Annotated in this window: 23 protein-coding genes; 19 read left to right on the top strand and 4 right to left on the bottom strand. The window is 32.3% G+C overall.

The window, feature by feature from the left end; genetic code table 11:
- The first annotated feature begins 92 nt into the window (after positions 1-92).
- The 14 genes from KA894_RS10960 (at position 93) to KA894_RS10895 (ending at position 15,885) form a co-directional block, all read left to right on the top strand.
- Positions 93-947 (top strand): MBL fold metallo-hydrolase, encoded by an 855-nt coding sequence (locus tag KA894_RS10960; protein WP_103373711.1) that lies wholly within the window; start codon positions 93-95, stop codon positions 945-947.
- 757 nt (positions 948-1,704) lie between these two features.
- Positions 1,705-2,145: a universal stress protein gene (locus KA894_RS10955; protein WP_182478037.1), complete on the top strand. Its 441-nt coding sequence runs from the start codon at positions 1,705-1,707 to the stop codon at positions 2,143-2,145.
- Between the two features lie 631 nt (positions 2,146-2,776).
- Positions 2,777-3,145 (top strand): hypothetical protein, encoded by a 369-nt coding sequence (locus KA894_RS10950; RefSeq protein WP_103373619.1) that lies wholly within the window; start codon positions 2,777-2,779, stop codon positions 3,143-3,145.
- A 513-nt stretch (positions 3,146-3,658) separates the two neighbouring features.
- Entirely contained in the window at positions 3,659-5,461 is a 1,803-nt protein-coding gene (locus tag KA894_RS10945; protein WP_210133965.1) for a purple acid phosphatase family protein, read from the top strand.
- Positions 5,462-5,540: 79 nt separating this feature from the next.
- Entirely contained in the window at positions 5,541-6,209 is a 669-nt protein-coding gene (locus KA894_RS10940; protein ID WP_119487962.1) for a hypothetical protein, read from the top strand.
- A 183-nt stretch (positions 6,210-6,392) separates the two neighbouring features.
- Entirely contained in the window at positions 6,393-6,761 is a 369-nt protein-coding gene (locus tag KA894_RS10935) for a DUF1722 domain-containing protein (protein ID WP_229719071.1), read from the top strand.
- A 630-nt stretch (positions 6,762-7,391) separates the two neighbouring features.
- On the top strand, positions 7,392-8,111 hold the full coding sequence (locus KA894_RS10930) for a TspO/MBR family protein (RefSeq protein ID WP_096808093.1): 720 nt from the start codon (positions 7,392-7,394) through the stop codon (positions 8,109-8,111).
- Positions 8,112-8,328: 217 nt separating this feature from the next.
- The gene (locus tag KA894_RS10925) at positions 8,329-9,828 is read left to right on the top strand and encodes an NAD(P)H-binding protein (protein ID WP_096808094.1); all 1,500 of its coding nucleotides are present in this window, start codon (positions 8,329-8,331) and stop codon (positions 9,826-9,828) included.
- Between the two features lie 46 nt (positions 9,829-9,874).
- Positions 9,875-10,375: a TspO/MBR family protein gene (locus KA894_RS10920; protein ID WP_096808095.1), complete on the top strand. Its 501-nt coding sequence runs from the start codon at positions 9,875-9,877 to the stop codon at positions 10,373-10,375.
- A gap of 4 nt (positions 10,376-10,379) precedes the next feature.
- Positions 10,380-10,853: a glycosyl-4,4'-diaponeurosporenoate acyltransferase CrtO family protein gene (locus KA894_RS10915; RefSeq protein ID WP_119487963.1), complete on the top strand. Its 474-nt coding sequence runs from the start codon at positions 10,380-10,382 to the stop codon at positions 10,851-10,853.
- Positions 10,854-12,344, top strand: coding sequence for a phytoene desaturase family protein (locus KA894_RS10910; protein ID WP_119487964.1), 1,491 nt, complete (start codon positions 10,854-10,856; stop codon positions 12,342-12,344).
- Positions 12,345-12,410: 66 nt separating this feature from the next.
- Positions 12,411-13,451, top strand: a complete 1,041-nt coding sequence (locus KA894_RS10905) for a glycosyltransferase family 2 protein (protein ID WP_245337211.1) — start codon at positions 12,411-12,413, stop codon at positions 13,449-13,451.
- A gap of 56 nt (positions 13,452-13,507) precedes the next feature.
- Positions 13,508-14,383: a phytoene/squalene synthase family protein gene (locus KA894_RS10900; protein ID WP_107644024.1), complete on the top strand. Its 876-nt coding sequence runs from the start codon at positions 13,508-13,510 to the stop codon at positions 14,381-14,383.
- Positions 14,380-15,885, top strand: coding sequence for a phytoene desaturase family protein (locus tag KA894_RS10895; protein WP_210133963.1), 1,506 nt, complete (start codon positions 14,380-14,382; stop codon positions 15,883-15,885). The genes KA894_RS10900 and KA894_RS10895 overlap by 4 nt, the downstream gene beginning before the upstream one ends.
- 61 nt (positions 15,886-15,946) lie before the next feature.
- Here the strand turns inward: KA894_RS10895 and KA894_RS10890 are convergent, their stop codons facing one another.
- Positions 15,947-16,372 (bottom strand): pyridoxamine 5'-phosphate oxidase family protein, encoded by a 426-nt coding sequence (locus KA894_RS10890; RefSeq protein WP_096808101.1) that lies wholly within the window; start codon positions 16,370-16,372, stop codon positions 15,947-15,949.
- A 191-nt stretch (positions 16,373-16,563) separates the two neighbouring features.
- Here KA894_RS10890 and KA894_RS10885 point away from each other — a divergent pair, with 191 nt between their 5' ends.
- On the top strand, positions 16,564-17,940 hold the full coding sequence (locus tag KA894_RS10885; protein ID WP_119487967.1) for a cryptochrome/photolyase family protein: 1,377 nt from the start codon (positions 16,564-16,566) through the stop codon (positions 17,938-17,940).
- 371 nt (positions 17,941-18,311) lie between these two features.
- On the opposite strand, the gene KA894_RS10880 is transcribed toward KA894_RS10885, so the two are convergent.
- Positions 18,312-18,863, bottom strand: coding sequence for a cysteine hydrolase family protein (locus tag KA894_RS10880; RefSeq protein ID WP_096808103.1), 552 nt, complete (start codon positions 18,861-18,863; stop codon positions 18,312-18,314).
- A 123-nt stretch (positions 18,864-18,986) separates the two neighbouring features.
- Between KA894_RS10880 and KA894_RS10875 the strand changes: the two genes are divergently transcribed.
- A complete protein-coding gene (locus KA894_RS10875; protein WP_115341784.1) occupies positions 18,987-19,451 on the top strand; it encodes an Lrp/AsnC family transcriptional regulator in 465 nt (154 codons plus the stop codon).
- Between the two features lie 66 nt (positions 19,452-19,517).
- Here the strand turns inward: KA894_RS10875 and KA894_RS10870 are convergent, their stop codons facing one another.
- Complete coding sequence (locus KA894_RS10870) at positions 19,518-19,847, bottom strand: winged helix-turn-helix transcriptional regulator (RefSeq protein WP_096808105.1); 330 nt, start codon at positions 19,845-19,847, stop codon at positions 19,518-19,520.
- 111 nt (positions 19,848-19,958) lie between these two features.
- Between KA894_RS10870 and KA894_RS10865 the strand changes: the two genes are divergently transcribed.
- Genes KA894_RS10865 through KA894_RS10855 form a run of 3 tightly spaced genes read left to right on the top strand, consistent with a single transcriptional unit; the run spans position 19,959 to position 22,274 of the window.
- Positions 19,959-20,837: an SIR2 family NAD-dependent protein deacylase gene (locus KA894_RS10865; RefSeq protein ID WP_119487968.1), complete on the top strand. Its 879-nt coding sequence runs from the start codon at positions 19,959-19,961 to the stop codon at positions 20,835-20,837.
- 20 nt (positions 20,838-20,857) lie between these two features.
- Positions 20,858-21,724 carry a Sir2 family NAD-dependent protein deacetylase gene (locus KA894_RS10860; RefSeq protein ID WP_119487969.1) on the top strand — a complete coding sequence of 289 codons (867 nt, stop codon included), beginning with the start codon at positions 20,858-20,860 and terminating at the stop codon, positions 21,722-21,724.
- Positions 21,714-22,274: an HD-GYP domain-containing protein gene (locus KA894_RS10855; RefSeq protein ID WP_103372714.1), complete on the top strand. Its 561-nt coding sequence runs from the start codon at positions 21,714-21,716 to the stop codon at positions 22,272-22,274. Before KA894_RS10860 ends, KA894_RS10855 begins: the two co-directional genes overlap by 11 nt.
- 191 nt (positions 22,275-22,465) lie before the next feature.
- Here KA894_RS10855 and KA894_RS10850 read toward each other — a convergent pair whose 3' ends face one another.
- Positions 22,466-23,236 carry a sulfite exporter TauE/SafE family protein gene (locus KA894_RS10850; protein ID WP_119487970.1) on the bottom strand — a complete coding sequence of 257 codons (771 nt, stop codon included), beginning with the start codon at positions 23,234-23,236 and terminating at the stop codon, positions 22,466-22,468.
- Positions 23,237-23,292 lie beyond the last annotated feature (56 nt).

The following is a 23,292-nucleotide window of genomic DNA, read 5'->3' as shown; positions in this document are numbered from 1 at the left end:
CTAAGCAATATATTATAAACACTTTGAACCTTTTGAATGTTAAATGGCGCTAACAAAGAGAAAACAGATAAATGACAAAGGAGCGGTTAAATATGCAAAACGTAATGTACTATGGAAAAGATTATAAAAGTCTGCCTGTTTCATCTATTAAAAGTAAAAAAGGCGTAGAAATTGCCTCAGATTTATACCAATATACAACGCAAATAGTTAATATCGTATTTTATGGCGAACCTTCTTCTCAGTCATTTGTGTTAATAGATACGGGTATGCCTGGAAAGTCTAAAGAAATTATCCGCGAAGCAGAAGCACGTTTTGGAAGTCATGCAAAACCAAAAGCAATCATTTTAACACATGGTCATTTTGATCATGTTGGATCAATTATTGAACTCATTAAATATTGGGATGTGCCAGTTTATGCACACCCAGAAGAATTGCCTTATTTAACAGGAGCGAAAGATTACCCGGCACCAGATGCTACAGTAGATGGTGGATTAATTTCAAAAATGTCAAAAATTTTTCCGAATAAAGCAATTAATTTAGATGGATATATTAAAGCGTTACCAGAAGATTTTAGTGTCCCTTATATGCCAGATTTTAAATGGGTGCATACGCCTGGGCACACGCCAGGGCATATATCATTATACAGAGCGGAGGATAGTTTGTTGGTTGCAGGAGATGCAATAACGACAGTTAAACAAGATAATTTAAAGGATGTTTTAACACAAAAACAAGCTATTTATGGACCCCCTAGATATTTTACGACCAATTGGGCACAAGTCAAAGACTCAATTCGTAAATTATTAGCATTAAAGCCCGAGATAATAACTACTGGACATGGGCGTCCTTTAAAAAATCATGAAGCACAGAGAAAGCTAGATGAATTAAATAATCATTTAGATGAAATTATTTTGCCAAAGCATGGTAAATACGTGAATCAAAATGATTAGTATTTAACCAATTTTATGTAGTATATCTTTATGTATAATTTATTGAGGCTGAACCATAACTTTTTATAATTTTTAAAAATATGTAACGCTTCACGTAAATATAGTAGTGGTTATGTAAAGATAGCTAAAATACTTGTAAAGAACCCTAGATGTTTAATAACAATCAAAGGTGGCATACAATTTAGTAGATTTAATTGTAAGGAAATACTCCAATGCTTCTTTATAATAAATATATACAGTTCGAATTTAAAAGATTAAAAATATATAATAATTAATCGATACTCCATATGCGCATAATAGTTAATATAAAAAAACTAGCAAAAAACGCACATTTTGATAATAAAGCTCCACGTGATAGTTCAAACTCTTATTTTTAAAAAATAGAACTATTCAAGTAAACAAACTTTCCTAATAAAACATTAACTTTTATCAACGATTTATAAATTCCCAATAGCAAACCAATTAAAAATCCACTGGAATATATAAAGGCTCCACATTATAGAAATCTAAGATGTCTATAATTTGTAGCTTAAAGTGATTAATTAAAAGATAAGCCATAAAAACTGTCCCTCGACGCGAATTTAAAATTTCAATAATTTAACAAAATATAATTTCTAACTATAGAAAAGGACTATCAATTATAAGACTTAGTCCTAGGTAATATGTAAAATAAAAACCATTAATTAAAAAATAATATGATTCGTATGAGGGATCTGTAAAAAGATTACTTTAAGCGAAAAAAGGAGTCTGTGTCATTATGTATGAAAATATACTATTAGCGTACGATTGCGAAGAAAAATTTGAAACGGCCGTAAAAGAACTAAATAACCTTATTAGTAATAAGCGTAACGACACTAAAGAAGAGGATACTTTAATAACTGTGCTCGTTATCATCCCTCAGCAATTGCTTGAAAAATCTGTCGCTTATCAAAATAAACATTTTAAAAAAATCGTTATGGAAGAAAAAAGGAAATTCAAACCTTTTCTTGAAGATTTAGAAATTTGTGGGTTCCGTTACGAAACAAAATATATTTGTGGCAACGTTAAGAAAGAAGTACTCAACGAATTAAAGAGAAAAGATTATGATTTAATAGTTTTAAGTAACCGAAATACTAAATTTAAAACAAAAGATGCATTAGGAAATGCATCGTATAAAATATCCAAAAATACAGAAGTTCCTACACTTATTATTAGATAAAATACCAATAATACGGACTTCAAAACGATTTTAAAATCAAAAGTGAGAAATTTAATATAGAGAAATTTATATCAGATTACTCCCAGGGTCTCGCCGTCTATTTTATAATTTTTGGAGGTATTTTAGAAGAAAGTCTATATGATAACAGGGTTAAATCTGTTACGTCTTATTATATATTTATTTGAATTAATTATTTCTAACACATGTACAGTAAGAAAGTTGTTTGGAGACACTGATGTTTTGATTTCTAACGGTGACATGACCCATAAATATTTGAAACATTACTGCTTAGAAATGGACTAAATATTATTAATCAGACCGATGTCTATTGCCCCATAACAAAATTTTTAGACCATATAACAATAATTTGTATAAAAATGGTATTGAAAAATGTTAAGCTTTTTTCAGTTAATGATTAGCACATTAACTAAGGCATTTTAAAAAAAGAGTGTTGATTAATTGCTAGCTAAGGTAGCTCATAAAAGATATAACTAATAATAATTAATTCCTCTTGTACCGCATATATTATTTCCTCTAAATATTAAAGTCTTAAATTAGAAAATGATATATTTATTTCCAACTTTGATTTAACGTTTAAAAGATTACAATGATATATTTAGGGGTTGATACCGTGAAAATAGAAAAATGTATTGAAGATTTTATAACCAGTATCATTCAACGAGATGTACAACGATTTTGTAATTTACTGTGTGCTAAAGATTTAGAAACGCTTCGAAAAAAATTATATACAAATGACACTTACCAAAGCATTAATAAATATATAAAAAATAGTTATTTAGCAAAAATCTTCCATTTTATTACACCTAATTATTCTTATGAATATTTTAAGCATAAAAATAAGTATATGGTTAAATATTATTTTTCTGATAGCAAGGCTTACCTTAAAACAGAATTCAATTTTGTTCAAGAAGAAAATAATACGCTAATAAGTATCGATTTGGCTAAAATTCAAGTGAAAAGTTTCAACATAAGAGATTGAGCTACTATAAATTAACTTATTCACAGAATCAATGCTTTAACCAATATGAAATTTTATTCATCACTACTATCAAATCTCGACTATTATAAATTTATGATTGTTTTATTAATTTAAAATACTGAATATTCGTTTGGTATATAAAATACTTATATATCAAATTAGGGCTATATACAAAGTTTGATATATTGTATATAGCCTTTTGATTGTTATTAGTTTTTTAAGATTTCGTGTGATGAATTAAGCCTATTTTCATAAACTATATATTTACCTCTTTCGCAAAACCATCTTTTTAAAATATATGTATAGTAGTTTAGCTTTATAATCGTATTTTTATTTCTTATTATTTAATAATCGCTTCTGATTTTTGGTTATATAAAATAATTTTATGTTCATATAAATATATAACTTTAATGTAAAATTTACATATTAAATACGTACTTAATATAGGGTTAAAAGAGTATTGCTAAAATGATGAGACAAGACCATAAAGAAATATTTAGAGGAGGATATCATATGAAAAAGCATCAATCGATTGCATTTCGTGCTGCAACGAGTTTTGTCTTATTATTTAGTCTTATTATTACCCCACAAACAGCACAGGCTAGTGGCGCTGGAAAACCGGCAGACAATACTACAACAACACAACAAGAAAATGATAATAAAATCAAACTATTAGATAAAAAGCCTGAAGTTGCAGATATAAAGAAACAGAATAAACCCAATCGTGTTATTACAAATATAAATGGGAACCCTCAGACAGAAATGGGATTTAGTTGGTATACCTCAGATAAATTTGAAGATTCAAAAGTATGGGTATCAGAGTCAAAAAACTTTAAAAACGCAAAAACATTTGATGTGAAACCTAAAAAAGTGAAATCAAAATATCTTGAAAGAGATAAACATGGTCATATTATTTTTAAAGACATTGCTAAAAATGATGAAGGTGAACCTATCAAAGACAGAAATGGTGAGGAAAAAGTAAACGGTTATTATACAGATAAACATGCTGGTGGACCGGAATGGATGAGTGGTGATAAGCATGGTAAAACAAATTTAATAAGCGAAGCAGAATATACATACAAAGCGCAGGCAAAAGATTTAAAACCGAATACGAAATACTATTATAAAGTAGGTAGTGAAAAAGGGGGAAAGAGCCAGATAGGACAATTTAAAACGGCTGGTAAAAAAGGTGACCCATTTAATTTCGTACAATATACAGATACACAAAACGCATTTTGGAATGAGCATGTAAGAAACGAAGCAACATTTGGCGCTGATACATTAATGAATGCAATTCAAACTGCCGGAGATCCAAGCTTTGCTTTACACACAGGTGATTTTGTAGAAACAGCAGAAGTTGAGGATGAATGGAAAGATTTATATGAGCAGTCCAGACCTTCATTCATGTCATTGCCAGTCGTTGCTGCAGCAGGGAATCATGATGAATATGCGCTGAACGAAGAGGATGAGAAATTATTAACTAAGTTCAACGAACACGTGAACGTGCCGAAAGAGAATGATGAGGTTAATGGCGGCTCTTATTATTCATTTGATTATAATGGTGCTCACATGGTTGTTGCAAATACCAATGACAATAAAAAATCTAAAGACAATCCAGATGAAAAAGCCATTGGTAAAAAACAGATGGAATGGATTAAGAAAGATATCAAAAAAGCACGTGACAATGGGGCAAATTGGGTTGTGTTAAATTTACACAAACCAATGTATTCTAAATCTTATCACGCTTTATCAGACGAAGACGTGAAGAAAATTAGAAAAGAACTTACAAAAGAAATAGATGATTTAGATGTTGATTTAGTGTTACAAGGCCATGATCATGTATTATCTCGTACGCATCCACTTGAACATACTTCAACTAAAAACAGTTTCGTTAATGCTAAAAAAGAAGATACGAAGCAATTTGTTGGTGATGATAACGTAACTTATTATAATAATCCAAAAGGTTCAGTGTATGTGTTACCAAATATAGGCGGTACAAAAGAGTATGACAGTATTTATGACCGTTCATTAGAGCATATTAAAAAAGTGAGACCAGAATTGAGTTGGTTAACTGAAAAAGATTTAGAACACTATAACAGCCTATTTAAAGTAGGTAAACAACCTCAAGAAACAGATGCATTTAAAGATAGTCATTCAAATAACCGTGATTCTTCTTCGCAAAACTTCTCAGTTTATGAAGTAGAAGGTAATACATTAAAAGTTAAAATCTATCAATTAAATGGCGATATCAGCGACGGTGAACAGCGTAATATTGAATTAGTAGACGAATTTGGTATTCAAAAAAACAATAAATAATTAAATCAATGCCTAAGTTAGCTGATATTAGCCTAGCTTAGGTCGTTTGATTTCTTGGGAAATTGAGGTTTGATATATAGTGAAACAAATAGTAAAATGCATCACATTCATGACATTGTTCTGTCTCGTTTTAGCTAGTTGTAGTAATAGCAAACAAACAACGCAGCAATCGGAGGAGAAAGCCGCTCATACTGAAAAAACTCAATCTTCCAAAGAACTTATTACAGATAAAGATAAAAAAATGATTAAAAAAGAGCTCTTATCATGGCTTGATGAGCATGAAAAAGATAATCATAAAGCTGTCTCAAACCGTTATTTTGGTAATGGTAGTATGTCTGATGGAGATTGGTACGCTGGTAGCGAAGATGGTGAAATTCAAGTGAGTAATAGAGACAAACCTGGGGCGAAAGCATTCGATTTGCATACAGTAACAGGGGCGGTAACTTATACATCCCATAAAGGAACAACGGGTATAGATAAAGATGCAGAAACTTTATCTAATATTGAAGGTTATAATAAAGTGGCGGATACGAACAAACCTGTCACAAAATATTTATTTGCAGATAATGGCAAGGTATACGAATATGAGTTTACGCACTCAGAAGATGTTACATTGTCCTCTGGTTTTGCACCTAAAGATCATAATGGCAAAGATCCAAACTTAAGACCAAATGAAATGTTCCAAGTGAGTGACAATAAAGCACTTAACGACTTTTACCAAGCGCTCTTGAAGCAATACCAATCATAACAAAGGTCGATATAGCGAGGAATCCATTTAATTTGTAAAATTCCCCCCGTGTAAAAGAGAGACATAAAATGGGTTAATTACTAGGTTGCTACATTTCAAATTAGCCAAAGCAACTTGGTTCTATAAAGCTTGTAGTCTATCGTTAAAGGAGTGATAAGTATCAAGCATAGATATGACATTGAGATGTTATGGAAAAAGTACAAGTACGAAGTTATGTGGCATGATCAAAACAGCTATAACCGTATCAGAAAAATGATGAAAGATAAATATGAATACTATGAAGTGAGAGACATGATTCATAGTGCTTTATTGATTGAACCTAGTAAAGGGTCTGTCGTTAACGCATTTTCTCATGTATGGGGTTACTTTAAAAAGGTTTGTGAACCGTCAGAAAAGGAATTATTTAAAAAGCTAAAAGAACAGTATGTATTGGATCAAGTAGAGGCAACCACACTTATTTATTTTATTTATTGCATGGCGATGTTTTACGATGTGACTTATCTAAAAGATTCTAGTTTAATTAAGAACTTTAAAATAAAGATTGCCAACTAAATTTGAATATGTAATTAACATATCAATTTAGTGTGAGTTGATCGTGACAGGTGACAGCAACTCTTTTAAAAAATCATATAGAAAATTTTATGATGATAATAAAAAGAAATAGACGAATGTTTGTTATGCTACCTGCTATTTGTATGATGTTGAAGAAAACGCATTGTTACCTTCTTTAAAAACTTAGTATAAGGTCTTTTTATTCCGATAAGCTAATGTTCGGGCGCTTTGTTAAGCCCAGCCAGTGATTTAAGTTACTTCCAAAAAATAGAGTGAACCATGCACACTTTCATTGAATCCAAATTATCTTGGATTTTAAATGGAAGTGTTTTTTATAAAAAAGCGTCAAATTCAGTGAAAGTAATTGTTACCTTATTTGCGATATGTTTTGGGCCAAAATAAGTGAAGCAATATAGTATTTAAAAGCGTATAGAGAAAAAGTGTGTTATCTATGTTATTTAAGAATGAATTTTTGGAATTAGGGAAAAGTATAAAGTGGTATTTTACGCACTTTTTCATTGTTTATAATGAGCAAGTGATAACGCAATGCGCATCTAAAAATAGTGATTATAAAATAAGAAATAATGATATAAGGACGATTATAATAGGTGCAATGTAGGGGGCTTTATAATGACAAGGCAAAGAAAATGGGTGCTTTTATATGTTATTGCATTTTTAATTATGATTGCAATTAATTATTTAAGTGGTAGCAATATCGGAAATATCGCCGAAGACAAACAAGCAATGATTCAACCTGCTGGTTTTGCGTTTGCAATTTGGGGCTTAATTTATGTGCTTATTTTAGCATGGCTAATCAAGTTATTGATGATACGTTCGCATAATAAAAAAATCGTAAGTCGATTGAAGTATCTTCCTATCATTAACTTCCTGTTAAACAGTGCTTGGATTATTGTTTATACACAACAATGGTTCTTAGTATCAGTAATCGTTATCTTAGCGTTACTTTATAATATTGCTCGAATGTATGTGATATTATCTGACTATCGAGGGTATAACCGTTTGCCATTTTCAATTTACTTTGGTTGGACGACGGTTGCCACAATTGTTAATATTTTTTCTTTAGCGCTAAATAATCATATTCAAACAATATTTGGTTTAGATGAGTTAAGTTGGACAATGATTGCGTTGATATTAGCAACGATCATTGGTATCTTTATAGCAATATCTTTTAAAGATTGGCTATACCCGCTGGTATTGATATGGCCTTTTTATGGTATCTATATAGAAAATAACAACTATTATTTAAGTTTAGATGTTACATTAATCACTGCAAGTTTATTATTATTTATAACTGCTATTATTGTCGTGGTAAGAATGAAAAAGTCATAGAAGACAATGAGTGAGGACGTTTTGAAGTCGTCGAATTGTGCTTAATTTAATCTCAAACGATTAATTTTGTTGTAAAAGGGTAAAATAAACCCAATAAACACGATGTGTTTATGATGTATACTAAATTTATTTAATAATGAGCAAGTGAGCTTATTATGTAAAAGATGAGCTGAAGTAAAGTTTCCCTGCTCGTCTTTTTTAATCGGAGGCTAAATATATGAAAAAAATTCTGTTAACGGGCGCTTCGGGTTATATTGGTGGCCATTTAATGAAAAAATTGAAAGAAAATTATGAAATTATCGCTATTTCTAGACATATAGAGCATAAAACGAACGAACAAAATGTAACTTGGAAGTCTGCCGACTTATTTGATTTAAATGAGATAACAGAAGTAATGAAAGACGTGGATATCGCTATATATTTAGTCCATTCTATGATGCCTTCAGCTAAATTAACGCAAGCAAGTTTTGAAGATATGGATGCGTTGTTAGCAGATAATTTTGCAAAAGCAGCTAGTGTTAATCAAGTTAAGCACATTGTGTTTATGAGTGGTTTAATTCCTGAGACAAATGAATTATCGCCACATTTAAGAAGTCGCCTAGAGTGTGAGCGTATTTTAGGGGCGTATGGCGTACCAGTCAGTACTTTAAGAGCGGGTTTGATTATAGGCTCTAAAGGTAGTTCTTACCCAATATTAAAAAAATTAGTAGAACGTCTACCTGGGTTACTATTGCCGCAATGGGCGTATAACACAACATTACCAGTGGCTATTGAAGATGTGATTAATGGCCTTTATAAAATCGTAGCGCGTCATCCACAAGCCAATGAATCAATTGATATTGGTGGACCAAATCATATGACATATAAAGACTTATTCAAACAAACGGCTGAAGTATTAGATAAACGTTTACCTACTTTAGACTTACCTATTATTCCAATTTGGTTAAGTAAGTATTGGGTGAAATTAATTTCTGGGGTGCCGAAAGAAATGGTTTATCCGCTTATGGATAGTTTGATTCACGATATGGTAAGAAACGAAGAAAATACCGTCGAAGGTGTCTCTATTGGAAAAATCGATTATAAAACGAGCGTACGTAACGCTTTAGCGGAAGAAAACACTGTACAGAAGAAGCGTAAAAAATCAAGCAAGCGTGCGATTAAAGATGTTCGAGCAATTTCAAGAGTAACCTTGCCTAAAGATATGACTATGAGTCAAGTGACGGCATTGTATGCTGATTTCTTAAACAAAATCACATTAAATGTCGTTAATAGTGATTTTAATGAAAACGACTTCTCAATAACAATACCATGTTTGGGTAAAGATTTACTTTTACTAAGGAAAGATAGCGTAGCATCTAATGAGGATAGCATTTTGTATCGCATTGTCGGTGGAGATTTTGCGCTAGATTCAAATGGTGGCAACGCAAGATTAGAATTTAGAAGGTTGCCTTATAGCAATGAATGTATGATAGCGTTACAAGAATATGAGCCGACGCTGCCTTGGTGGGTTTATAAGTATACACAAGCTAAAGTGCATAAAAGCGTAATGAATCTTTTCAAATTCAAGTTAGAAACTAAAAAAAGTACTAGAAAAGGAAGTGTAAATATGAAAAAAATTATTTTACCAGTCGTTATTGTAGGTGTGATTGTATTAAAACTATACGGATTAAAAAAATATTTAGCTAAAAAAAATAATATGTCTAACGCCGAACTATAGCCGTTATATATAAAGATATTCACTTATAAAAAAAGAGGGATGAACAATGACAGCAATCGATATTATCAAATCAACCACTAAAGTTATAACGCCGATTTTCGGTGGTAAGTTCATGGGCAAATTTGCAGTGAAAAATGCACGTAAAGACTATAAAAAAAATGTCAAACCGCCTTTTTCACCACCCGGCTATGTCTTTCCTATCGTGTGGCCAATACTTTATACAACGATGGGTGTCGCTTATGTACTAGTGACTAATCAATCAGAGCGTAAGACTTTAAAAGGCATTTACTATACGCAATTAGGACTTAATTACTTATGGTCTATCTTGTACTTTAAATATAAGTTGCGCTTTAGTGCATTAGTAGAGAGTGTTGTATTGCTTGGTGCAGTAGTAACTACAACTGTAAAATTTTTCAATGTGAAGAAAGTTGCTGGCATATTGCTTGTGCCATACGTGCTTTGGAGCGCATTTGCGACGTATTTAACAGCAGGTAACTGGTTTTTAAATAAAGAGAACCCAAACTATACAGGAAAAACTGAGCACTAAATTGATGAAAAAGATAATATATAATGCGCTATACTGGTTTGTTATTCAAATGATTATTGCTCAACTTGGCACATATATAAGCCGTAAATGTTTAGAAAACGGGCATATATATTTTAAAAGTTGGCCAATTGAACAAGAAGGCCAATTGTGGCAAAAAGTCGTTAAAGTCCAATATTGGAAAAATCATTTGCCGGATGGCCAACGTATAAATTCGACTATTATCAGTAAATCAAACTTTGATAAATCGAGTCATGCGGACGGAGTACGCCAATTTATATTAGAAACGAGACGTGCGGAGTCTGTCCACTTGCTGTCTATAGTGCCTGTTATTGTATTTGCAAAGTCATCAAGCAGCGTAAAACTGATAAATCTAGTATATGTCGTTATAGCTAATGTACCTTGCATCATAGTGCAACGCTATAATCGCCCTAAATTGGAACGTATTTATTTGAGAAAGTTAAAAAGAAAGGGAGATTAAATGGTAAATAAGCAAGTTATTGTTATTGGAGGCGGGCTAGGCGGCATCGCTAGTGCAATTCGAATGGTTCAAGCAGGCTATCATGTGGATTTATATGAGCAAAATAATCACATTGGTGGAAAAGTGAATAGATTAGAGACGGAAGATTTTGGTTTTGATCTTGGCCCTTCTATTTTAACTATGCCTAAAATATTTCAACGTTTATTCCAGCAATGTGGTAAAAGGCTAGCAGATTATGTGAACATTCGTAAATTAGATTTGCAGATAAGAAACGTCTATCCTGATGGTGAAATGATAGATTTATATGAATCTATGCAAGATACATTGATAAATAATAAGACAGTCACAGATAAGGATATACAGCAGCTTACTGCGTTTTTTAACTATGCGAAACAGATTCATGAAACGGCTGAAAAGAGTTATTTTGATAAAGGTTTAGACACGATTTCTGAAATAATTCGTTATCATGGGCCATTGACTGCATTGAAAAAATTTGATTACTTTCATACCATGCAACAAGCTATTGATAAAAGAGTAGATAATCCTTATTTAAGAAAAATGTTAGGGTACTTTATCAAGTATGTAGGTTCATCATCTTATGACGCTCCGGCTGTGTTGAGTTTACTGCCTCAAATGCAACATGCTGAAGGATTATGGTATGTAGATGGGGGCATTCATAAATTAGCTGGTGCGATGGAGCAACTAGCACGAGAATTAGGCGTGGTTATACATTTTGATGCATATGTAAAACGTATAAATTATAATAGCGAAAATAAAGTTACTGGAATAACCTTAGCAAATAACAAAAACATCTATGCAGATTATATTATATCCAATATGGAAGTGATTCCTGTCTATAAAAATTTATTGAATTTTGATGAAAATAAAATAAATAAGTTAGAACGTAAGTTTGAACCCGCGAGTTCAGGTTATGTGATGCATCTAGGTATAGACAAAAGTTATCCAGAACTCCGACATCACAACTTTTTCTTTTCTAACCATTCGAAAAATAATTTTGATGAAGTCTTTCACCAATATGTTTTGCCTCAAGATCCGACAATTTATGTAGTCAATACCAATAAAACAGATGACTCACAGGCCCCTACAGGATATGAAAATATAAAAATTTTACCACATATACCTTATATTCAAGCGCAGCCATTGAGTGAACAGGCATATCTCCAATTTCGTGAGCGTATACTTGATAAATTAGAGTCTATGGGCTTGAAAAATTTAAGACAACATATCGTCTATGAAGATGTGTGGACGCCGCATGATATAGAAAACACTTATAGTTCTAATAAAGGTGCCATTTATGGTGTAGTATCGAATAAGAAAAAGAATAAAGGGTTTAAGTTTCCGAAAAAAAGCCAATACTTCAAAAATTTGTATTTTGTAGGTGGTTCTGTAAATCCTGGAGCGGGAATGCCGATGGTTACGCTAAGCGGTATGCAAGTTGCAGAAGCTATTATCGCTGAAGAAAGTAGTTGATAACAGATGATATCTTATATCATAGCGATAGTATTCACTTTAGCTTCCATGTTAAGCGGAAAGTGTATGTACATGTATCGCGCTACGATTACTAGTAAAATAAAGGAAAATAAGACAGCCGTCAGTGTTATTGTTCCTGCGAGAAATGAAGCGGCAAATTTGCCTAAATTGCTTAACAGTATACCTAAGAACGAGCGTATAGAAGTTATCGTCATGGATGATGATTCGACAGATAATACGCAAGCCATTGCAGTACATTACGGCGCAAAAGCATATACGGTTAACAATGATAAGGCGTGGAAAGGTAAATCACATGCTTGTTGGGAAGGAAGCCGATATGCAACAAATGATTTATTGATGTTTGTGGATGCTGATATTCAATTTACAAGCGAAACGAGCATATGGCGCATAGTAAACCAATATCATCTACAAGGAGATAAAGGATTACTTTCTATCCAACCTTTCCATAAGATAAAACAAATATATGAGAATGGCTCTGCAATATTTAATTTGATGACTATTGTAGGAATGAACAAATTTTCAATAACGGAGACTTTGAATAATAAGCAAAGTGCGTTCGGGCCATTAATTTTAACTAATAAGCAAGATTATAAACTGACACGTGGTCATTTAAATGCAAAAGATAAAGTGATCGAAGGTTTTGCCTTAAGTAACGCATATCATGATTTTAATTTACCTGTTGATTTGTTTGAAGGGCAAGGGGCAGTTAATTTTAGAATGTATCCGCAAGGGTTCGTAACACTATTAGAAGGTTGGAGTAAACATTTTGCCCTTGGTTCCAAAGCGACCCAAAATTCTACACTTGCTTTAGTATTTTTATGGTTATTTGGATCCATTATATCTACTTTGACTATCTTATTTGCTACCAAGTTAGGTTTCATATATATAATGTTAGCTATCATTATATATCTTATGTATGCGTGGCAATTCCACATATTTATTCGAAGAACTGGCAATTTTAATTTTATTGCGAGTATTTGTCATCCATTGCTTTTGGTATGTTTTGTAGGAATATTTTTTAAATCGTGGTTAGATATCAACATTTTCAAACGCATACACTGGAAAGGCCGAAAAATAGATTTATAGATTAATTTTTATATTAACGGAAAGGGATGCCGACGTATTTTCGAGGAGGACAACAAGTGAATCAATTAGAGAGAGATTATAAACACTGTCACAATATTATGAAGATACATTCAAAGACATTTTCTTATGCCTTTGATTTTTTAGAACTTAAAAGAAAAAAAGCGATATGGGCCATTTATGCAGTGTGTCGAATGATTGATGACAGTATAGATAAGTATAAAGACCTTGAACGATTAGGTGATATAGCGCATGATTTAGAAAGTATTTATAGTCATCATGCTCAAAGTTATCAAAGTGATGGGGCGATTATGAACGCATTTAATGACACTTTGGATACTTACGCAATCCCGCAAAAACCATTACGGACCTTGATTCAATATGTAAAAGAAGACTCTGATTTAACAATGATGCGCACAGATACTGATTTATATCATTATTGTTATGGCGTGGCTGGTACTGTTGGTGAATGTCTAACACCTATTTTAGCATCACAAAGAGAAGCAAACCCTAAACAAGCTGAAGCCGCTGCTATTGCTTTAGGTAAAGCACTACAAATAACTAATATTTTAAGAGATGTGGGCGAAGATTTCCAGAATGGTAGAATTTATCTCAGTGAAACTAAATTAGCTCAATATAAGGTCGATGTTCAAGCTATCTACAGTGAGGGCATCACACAAGATTATATAGACTTATGGGAAAGTTACGCCCATGAAGCAATGCAACTGTATAACATAGCATTAAATGGTGTTGTACATTTTGATGAAGATGTTCGTTACATTATTGAATTAGCGGCTTATGCCTACCTTGAAATTCTTGAAGAAGTGAGAAAGTCAGGCTATACGTTACACAAAAAGGTATATGTAAGTAAAGTGAAAAAACTAAAAATTTATAGAGATATTATTGCAAAATACAATAGGAGTGAAACAATATGAAGATTGCAGTTATAGGCGGCGGTGTTTCGGGTTTAGCTGCAGCTTCAAGGTTAGCAGCAAACGGACACCAAGTAGATATATATGAGAAAAATAAACAGATAGGCGGCAGAATGAACCAAATTAAGAAAGACGGATTTACGTTTGATATGGGACCAACCATTGTAATGATGCCTGAAATTTATCGTGATGTTTTTAATTATGCACATAGAAATATGAACGACTACTTGGAAATTAAACAATTATCTCATATATATGACGTATATTTTAGCGAATCTGACCAAATCCGTGTGCCTACAGATCTTGCACAATTAAGGGATATGCTCGAAGCAATTGAACCTGGCTCAACACATGGCTTTATGTCATTTTTAACAGACATATACGAAAGGTATGAAATTGCACGGAAACACTTTTTAGAACGAACATTTAGAAAACCTACAGATTTTTACAATCCTTTTACTTTATATCAAGGAATGAAATTAAAAACATTTGATAAAGCAGATAACTTGATTGAAAAGTATGTTGATAATGAAAAAATACAAAAAATCTTAGCATTCCAGACATTGTATATAGGTATTGATCCTAAACGGAGCCCTTCCTTATATTCTATTATCCCAATGATTGAGCTAATGTTTGGTGTACATTTTATTAAGGGTGGTATGTATCGCTTCGTCAAAGCACTTCAAACATTGAATGAGGAGTTAAGTACTCGAATCCATACAGAAGCGAGTGTTGAAGAAATTATCATTGATACACGTTTTAAGCGTGCGGAAGGTCTAAAAGTAAATGGAGAGATCAAGAAATATGACAAAATACTATGTACTGCCGACTTTCCATATGCTGCAACCAATTTGATTAAAGAAAAACATCAATCTACAAAATACACAACACAAAAAATTGACGGCATGGACTATTCTTGTTCCGCCTTTTTAATGTATATCGGTGTTGATAAAGATCTATCTGAAGAAATTTTGTTACATAATGTTATATTTTCTAAGGATTTTGATAATAATATAAATGAAATCTTTTCCGGGGAAATACCAGCTGACCCTTCCATATATGTATATGCGCCAAGCGTGGAGGATAAGTCATTAGCACCAGAAGGTCAGACAGGTGTTTATGTACTTATGCCTGTCCCAGAATTGAAAACAAGTGATGCAAATTGGTCTGATGAGACAACAATCGCATATGTGAAAGATATTATTTATAATAAACTTTCTACCATTAAAGCATTGGAAAACTTAAAAGCACACGTGGTCACTGAAATGATTTATACGCCTAAAGATTTTGAAGGCGATTATAATGCGAAATTTGGGGCTGCCTTTGGTTTAATGCCTACATTAGCACAAAGTAATTACTATAGACCACCTAATGTAAGTAGAGATTACAAAAATTTATATTTTGCTAGGGCAAGTGTGCATCCGGGCGCAGGCGTTCCTATCGTCTTGACGAGCGCTAAAATTACAGTGGATGCAATGCTAAAGGATATCAACAACGGTATTTAAAAAACAAGCGCTTAATTTACTTTTATTTTGAAGTAAATTTAAGCGCCCGTGTTATTTTAAATTAATTAAACGTAATTGTTTGAGGGGTATCTAACGCATTATCGTTCATTATTTTAATCGCTTTTGGTGTTACTTTTAGTACGCACAAATTAGGATCTTCTTTAGAGTCGAAAAATGTCTTATCTTGTTTTTGCCAAATCCAATCAATCGTTTCTTTATCTTTTAGAATTTCGACATCTGCTTCTATTTCAAGAAAGCTACGGTTTTTTGTTTCGTCATAACCTATTAAAACATGCGCTTTGGGGTTGTCTTTAAATTCAGCCACTTTGTTAGAATCAATACTTGTTTTAGTGTATAGTGTGTGACCTTCATTATAAAAAATCATGTATCTACTATTTGGCATATTATTATGAGCCGTGGATAACACGCCAACATTAGAATGGTTTAAAATATTTTCAATTTCTTTTTGTACTGCTTCTTTATTCATATTACAATCACCTCTATATAATACATACCCTATATCTGTAATGTGCAAGCATGAGGTAAAACATTTGTGATATTGCGATATTTATTGAGAGACAATAACGGGTGTTAACCCTATATTCCAGCAATTTAATATGAATGAGCATGTTTTGCAAAGTGTTCAGAAATATATTTATAAAATGAGGAGATGTTACCATGCAGCTAGGTGTTATACTTAATCGCGTTTTTAGAATGAAAGATAACCCATTATTTGATTTTGTAGCAGAGCATCAAAATGAACTAGACAAATTATACTTTATTTTACCTCTAGAGGATTTATCTGATGCAGCAGAGGTGAAACGTAATGATTATTATAAAGTAGTCAAAGGTTTTATAACTGCTTTACAAAAGCGTGACATTTATCCCTATGTTATTACATACAAAAAGTTAGCATCTTTAGTCGATGATTTAGATTTATCTCATGTGTTAATCGCTAAAGATATTATGAGTTATCACAAAGAAACATACGACTACCCCCATATAAAAACAGCCTTTGAAAAACATCAAATCAAAGTGATTGGGCAACGTGTGAATCATTATTTTACGCCTTTAATGACATTAAACAAGCAACAGCAACCTTATAAAGTTTTTACTCGTTTTTACAAAGCGAACCGCAAAAATGTCATACATACACCTGCTAAAAGTTATCAATATAAGCAGTTAAGCCAAAGTGCAGAAAAAGGTTTCAATCAAAGCGAGTTGCGATTAGATAATAATGAAAATATGGAAAAATCAGCACGTAAAGCATGGCATCGGTTTTTAGATGAAGATATATCCTATTATAAGCAATTGGCAGATGATGTATCACAAGATTTTGTCAGTGGGTTAGGAAAATATTTAGCATATGGCTTGCTCGATATTCACGCCATTATAAATGACTTACTTGAAGGTTATGATAGTGATGAAAGCAGCTATGAATCTTTTATCAGAGAAGTGATGTTCCGTGAATTTTATTATATATTAATGACGCAATACCCTGAAACTGCAACTCAATCTTTTTCCGAAAAGTACCGCAATATGCAGTGGTCCTATAATCAATCGCATTTTAAGGCGTGGCAACAAGGACAAACAGGTTACCCTATCGTTGATGCTGCAATGAAAAAATTAAATTGTACTGGATATATGCACAATCGATTAAGGATGGTTGTCTCTCAATTCTTAACGAAAAATTTATTTATAGATTGGACTTGGGGTGAAGATTACTTTAGAAAGTACCTTATTGATTATGATAATGCATCCAATGTACATGGTTGGCAGTGGTCTGCTTCAACAGGAACAGATGCAGCACCATATTTCAGAATGTTTAATCCGATACGTCAAAGCGAACGCTTCGATGCGCAAGGATATTTTATTAAAACACAGTTAGAAATATTGAATGAAGTGCCTAGTCAATATATTCATAATCCAACAAAGCACAAAGACAAGTTGAAAGAAAATTATAATGTTGAAATTGGTAAAGATTACCCAGAAGCTATCGTAAACCATAAACACAGTAGAGATTATGTTATGGATAAATTCAAACAATTTAAATAAGTATCTTTTGTAGTTTAATATTGAGATGTAGATAAAGCATATAGTGAAAGGCACTATATGCTAACGGGTCAGTGTTCGGGTTGTCTAACCGGATACTAACCGTATGGTGGTAAATGTGTCGTTTTTAAAAACATGGTTAAATTTGTAGCGTCAAAAGTAGAATCGTATTTAACTGTAAATAATGGAAAAGCGTATCAGCATAATAATAAATGCAGATACGCTTTTATAGATATAGTCGTATATCATGCTAATATCTTTGTACTGTAACATCGATATAATATCGTTTTAATAAAGAAAATGATAAAAACAGATATTAAATAGTAAAATTTTAGTTTATATATTTTCGCTTTGAATGGATCTGTAAGCTGACATTATTGTTGTTGAATAAAATTTTCTGTCGTATAAATATCAGCATATAATAAGTCTAGCGCACTGATAAATGCATAGTGGGCATCTTCTGCTTTAACGACATGCTCGTTATAAGTTAATTCGCGTGAAGCGCATGCATCTTCAACGACTGATACTTTATAACCTAAATCAGCTGCAGCTCTAGCGGTAGCATCAATACACATATGCGTCATCATACCAACAATTACAACATGTTCTATATTTTGAGCTTGCAATTTATCATGTAGTCCCGTATTAACGAAGCTGTTAGGGAATTGTTTAACGATCAGCGTTTCATTGTCTTGTGGTTGTACAACTTCTCGAATTTCTGCACCTTCCGTATCAGGAGCGAAAAATCCTAATGATTCATCAGGTGCAATATGTTGAACATGGTAAATATTTTCACTAAGATTTTCTCTAAACCACATTAATAATTTTTTAGCATTTTCTGCTGCATTTTCAGGATTACTTAATGGGTATTTACCACCTGGGAAATAATCATTTTGAATATCTACAATAATTAAAGCTGTATTCATGTTTATCCATCCTTTACTGAATTTAATGTACAGTTATAATGATATATTAAAAACAAGATGTTATCGATAAGGTTATGAAATGAATTAGGTGATAAAACTTGCTTGATGAAAGGAGATTCAATAATGAAAATAGATAGTACTGATATACAAATATTGAAAATACTAGCCAACCATTCACGTACTCAATGGAAAGATATAGGAGAACAGATATACATGACAGGTCAAGCAGTAGGTAACCGTATTCGTAAAATGGAAGATGAAGGTATTATAAAATCATACACTATAAACATTAGCGAAGAAAGCATCAAAAATGGAATGGTAGGTTTCTTAATAATATATATGAAGACCACGCAACATGGTCATTTTATTGATTTTGTAACGACTTGTAATGATATCATTGAAGCACATAGCATTTCAGGCGATGGTTGTTATCATTTGAAGTTTAAAGTATCTTCGAATGAAAAGTTGAATGCGTTATTACAAAAATTGTTAGAGTATGGAAATTACTCCTTGTATTTATCAGTTAACCAACTCAAAAAAGATGAACAATTTAATGAGCAATATTATTTAAATCATTTGGAAAAATAGTATGGACGCTAACATTTATTTACAGTGTTAGCGTCCATTTGTATATGCAAAATTAAATCATAATATTTAGTATTTGTTTTGTTCGCCCCAACTACACATATTTTCAATAATTGGCCATAAGGATTTACCTTTTTCAGTTAGACTATATTCCACTTTAGGCGGGATTTGAGGGAAAGCTTTTCTGTTTACGAGTCCATCTTGCTCTAATTCTTTTAAAGAGTCACTAAGCGTTTTGTATGTGATTTTACCTAAATAGCGTTTGAGTTGATTGAAACGTACCACTTCATACGTAGATAAATAGTAAATAATGGTTAGCTTCCATTTTCCATTGATAATCGACAGCGTGTAATCAAAATACGTATCGTTCAAATGACTATGGTGATGAGTGTTTTCCATGGTTACACTTCCTTTTAAGATAGTATATATATAAAAAGTGCATACTTGTTGAGTTGATACCCAAAGTTTAGACTATAATTGCTAATCGGTAAAGTATAAGGAGGAAAAATTATGTATTCTGAAAGATACCAACAGCATATAAAAACATTAGTTGAAAAAATAGAACAAGCTGATGCTATTGTTGTCGGCGGTGCATCAGGAATGTCTGCTGCAGGTGGTTATAATTGGTATGAAGACAATGCTGCTTTTCGAGAACATTTCGGAGATTTTGCTATTAAATATGGTATAGATAGTATTTTTGGTGGGTTTTATTATCGTTTTCAAACGTTGGAGGAAAGATGGGCTTATCTAGCAAGGTTAGTTAATTTTGTTTCACAAGCTCCGATGGCTAAACCATATGAAAATTTATTTGAATTAATTCAGAATAAGGATTACTATATTTTGACTACCAATCAAGATCGTCAATTTTACCATGTATTTCCTGAAACGAAGGTGAGCGCCATACAAGGTGATTGGACACATATCCAATGTGCGCAACGCTGTCATGATCATGTTTATGATTTTTCAGAAGAAGCACATAACTTATGCACTAAAATAATAGACACTCAAATACCTTCTGATGATATTCCAATATGCCCTTCTTGTGGAGGAAATATGGAATTATGGGTAAGATCATTTGTCTTTTTAGAAGGTACAAAATATAAAAATGAATTAGAAAAATTAAATGAGTATTTGTTAATGGTAAAACATAAACGTGTATTGTTTTTAGAGTTGGGTGTGGGGCCAATGACACCAATGTTTATAAAAGAACCATTTTGGAATTTAACTTATATGTGGCCTAATGCTTATTATATTACCATCAATCCTAAAGATGCTATTCTACCGGAAAAATTGGAGAATAAAGGGCAGGCTATTCATGAAGATATTCAACAAGTGCTTGGAGATAGTGTAAAGTATCGACAAACGTTAGAAAACAGCGTTAATTTATAGTTAACTTTAAAGGAGCATATATGATTACAGAAAATATTACTCAACATTTGGAATCTGCAGATAAAGTACTTATAAGCGCAAGTAATGGTTTGTCGATAGCAGAAGGGTTTCATATTTTTGCTGACGATAAAAATTTTAATGCTTATTTTTCATCATTCAAACAGGAGTATCTAATTCATAATATTGTAGAGGGATTATTTTACCCTTATCCGAGTGAGCTTATTTACTGGAAATTTTATAGTAAACTATATCAGTATTTTTTAGCAGATTATCAATTAAGTGAAGTTATGAAACATTTATATGAATTAATTAGTGATAAAAATTATTTTGTAATTACTTCAAATATAGATAATCACTTTGAATATTCAGGCTTTGAGAATTCAAAAATTTTTGAAATTGAAGGTAACTGTAAGACGGCACAATGTGCGCGCGCATGTCATAACAAATTATACGATATAAGTGAATTGTTATTAAAGATAAATAATAATCTTGATGATCAAACGATTTTAAATATACTACCAAAATGCCCTCGATGTCACGGGCCAATGGCAATGCATATAGAGACAAATCATTATTTTATCAAACAAGAAGATTGGAAGTTGCAAGCCCAAGCGTTTGAACATTTTATTCATACGACTAAGGAAGAGAAAATTGTAGTACTAGAGTTAGGCATAGGCAGTCGGAATCAATTAATCAAAGCGCCAATAATGCAATGGATTCAACAAAGGGACAATGTAGTGTACATTACTTTTAATTTAGCACAAGAAATATTTATACCACTAGCAATTCAAGATAAATCGTTATCTGTACCTGGGGATATAGCACACAATTTAAGTGAGTTAGTGACTTTCAAACGTCAAGGTAAGGGGTGTACAAATGAATATTAATTTACCCTTACAAACGTATTTAAGCCAACGTAGTTGTGATATCTTTAAAAAATGGGAAAGATTTATGATGCAATCTGTGGATTTTTGGCTAACTGATAGCATTTGGCATACACAACAGCATAGCGCTAGAGTTATGTTTTATAATTTGATATTAGCTGACCGATTGCAGTTGGATAGTGATCAGTGTGAGCAACTTGCAACGTGTTCAGTGTTCCATGATACAAGAAGATTAGACGAAGGTCTGGACAAAGGGCATGGTTTGAGAGCGGCTAAATATTATAAAACATCTTGTCTAAAACATGGCTTGCTATACAATGACACAGTTGCTTATATTATGGCTTATCATGATCAAGATGATAATGAAGCGCAGGCCTCCTTCAAATCGGAATTACAGGATCCGGAAAAAGCATTGTACCTATACAAAATATTTAAAGATGCTGATGCCTTAGATCGTTATAGGTTAGGAAGCGGTGCTTTAAATGTAAACTTTTTAAGAAATGAACAAAGTTTGGATCTTATTGAACTTGCACAATATTTAAATGATGTATAGTTAGTTATGTTATAAGGATGTTTAATAGTAAGCTAAAACGCAGTTGACTTCCTATGTTCATTAATATCGTCAAAAAATAGATGAGTGAGCTGCTATGAGATATAAATATAATAAAATGATGATTTTTACTGACATACAGTAGAAACCATCATTTTTTAGTTAGTTGTATTTTTTTAACTTTATTTAAAAAATCACATGAAAAACATACGAATACCCATAATAATAAGAACAGCTGAGAGCAGTTGCATGATGCGTCTTTCAGGTATAAATTCGGCAATTTTCAGACCGATTTTGGCACCGACAGCAATGCCTATCCCCCCAATAATCACGATCATCCAGTTTAAATTACCAATCGAAATTTGTGTTATAGCGCCTACAGTTGTATATATAAGTAATGAAAATACAGATGTTGAGGTGGCTTCTTTTGGATGCATTTTAAAAACATATATGAGAACAGGTACTAATAGCCAACCACCACCGATTCCTAGGTAATTAGATATAACGCCCATCAAAAACCCTAAAGGTATATACCAATAACTAAAAGGAGGTGAAGCAGTAGACGTGTGTGCGGGTTTCTTTTTGTTAAATTTAATAGGTAAATTTTTAAAAAGTAAAAAGAATCCTAGCACACTTAATAATATTGCAAAAATTATATAAAAAGCATTAGAAAAATAGTGTTGTAATAACCAGCTCCCTATAAACGTGCCAGGTATGGCACTCACACCAATTGTGATGCCTTGATTAAAAGCAATCTTTTTTTGTTTAGTATAACCAATAGCACCGATAATAGCGTTAATCATAACAATTACAAGTCCTGAACCAGCAGCTATACGAGGTTCTAAACCAAATAATATCAATAAGAACGGTACAAAGATAAATCCCCCACCAGCTCCAATAATAGTGCCATAAGCGCCAGCAAAGATACTGATCAACAGTAATACCAAAATTACACTTAAAGTCATTTTGTCATCCCTATCATTTTTTCTTAATCTTCTCATGTAGGTTTGACAAAACTCAA

Origin of the sequence: Staphylococcus sp. GDY8P131P, from assembly GCF_017891975.1 — a bacterium.
Taxonomy (GTDB): domain Bacteria; phylum Bacillota; class Bacilli; order Staphylococcales; family Staphylococcaceae; genus Staphylococcus; species Staphylococcus nepalensis.
The sequence above is the reverse complement of the archived record's forward strand: the minus strand, read 5'-3'. Positions and strand labels throughout refer to the sequence as shown.

Coding starts and splice junctions, on each gene's coding strand:
- KA894_RS10925 (WP_096808094.1), top strand. CDS start 8,329: ATGAAAAAAATTCTGTTAACGGGCGCTTCGGGTTATATTGGTGGCCAT.
- KA894_RS10935 (WP_229719071.1), top strand. CDS start 6,393: ATGTTATGGAAAAAGTACAAGTACGAAGTTATGTGGCATGATCAAAAC.
- KA894_RS10875 (WP_115341784.1), top strand. CDS start 18,987: ATGAAAATAGATAGTACTGATATACAAATATTGAAAATACTAGCCAAC.
- KA894_RS10895 (WP_210133963.1), top strand. CDS start 14,380: ATGAAGATTGCAGTTATAGGCGGCGGTGTTTCGGGTTTAGCTGCAGCT.
- KA894_RS10955 (WP_182478037.1), top strand. CDS start 1,705: ATGTATGAAAATATACTATTAGCGTACGATTGCGAAGAAAAATTTGAA.
- KA894_RS10885 (WP_119487967.1), top strand. CDS start 16,564: ATGCAGCTAGGTGTTATACTTAATCGCGTTTTTAGAATGAAAGATAAC.
- KA894_RS10850 (WP_119487970.1), bottom strand. CDS start 23,236: ATGACTTTAAGTGTAATTTTGGTATTACTGTTGATCAGTATCTTTGCT.
- KA894_RS10920 (WP_096808095.1), top strand. CDS start 9,875: ATGACAGCAATCGATATTATCAAATCAACCACTAAAGTTATAACGCCG.
- KA894_RS10880 (WP_096808103.1), bottom strand. CDS start 18,863: ATGAATACAGCTTTAATTATTGTAGATATTCAAAATGATTATTTCCCA.
- KA894_RS10855 (WP_103372714.1), top strand. CDS start 21,714: ATGAATATTAATTTACCCTTACAAACGTATTTAAGCCAACGTAGTTGT.
- KA894_RS10905 (WP_245337211.1), top strand. CDS start 12,411: ATGTACATGTATCGCGCTACGATTACTAGTAAAATAAAGGAAAATAAG.
- KA894_RS10860 (WP_119487969.1), top strand. CDS start 20,858: ATGATTACAGAAAATATTACTCAACATTTGGAATCTGCAGATAAAGTA.
- KA894_RS10870 (WP_096808105.1), bottom strand. CDS start 19,847: ATGGAAAACACTCATCACCATAGTCATTTGAACGATACGTATTTTGAT.
- KA894_RS10890 (WP_096808101.1), bottom strand. CDS start 16,372: ATGAATAAAGAAGCAGTACAAAAAGAAATTGAAAATATTTTAAACCAT.
- KA894_RS10910 (WP_119487964.1), top strand. CDS start 10,854: ATGGTAAATAAGCAAGTTATTGTTATTGGAGGCGGGCTAGGCGGCATC.
- KA894_RS10960 (WP_103373711.1), top strand. CDS start 93: ATGCAAAACGTAATGTACTATGGAAAAGATTATAAAAGTCTGCCTGTT.
- KA894_RS10945 (WP_210133965.1), top strand. CDS start 3,659: ATGAAAAAGCATCAATCGATTGCATTTCGTGCTGCAACGAGTTTTGTC.
- KA894_RS10865 (WP_119487968.1), top strand. CDS start 19,959: ATGTATTCTGAAAGATACCAACAGCATATAAAAACATTAGTTGAAAAA.
- KA894_RS10915 (WP_119487963.1), top strand. CDS start 10,380: ATGAAAAAGATAATATATAATGCGCTATACTGGTTTGTTATTCAAATG.
- KA894_RS10930 (WP_096808093.1), top strand. CDS start 7,392: ATGACAAGGCAAAGAAAATGGGTGCTTTTATATGTTATTGCATTTTTA.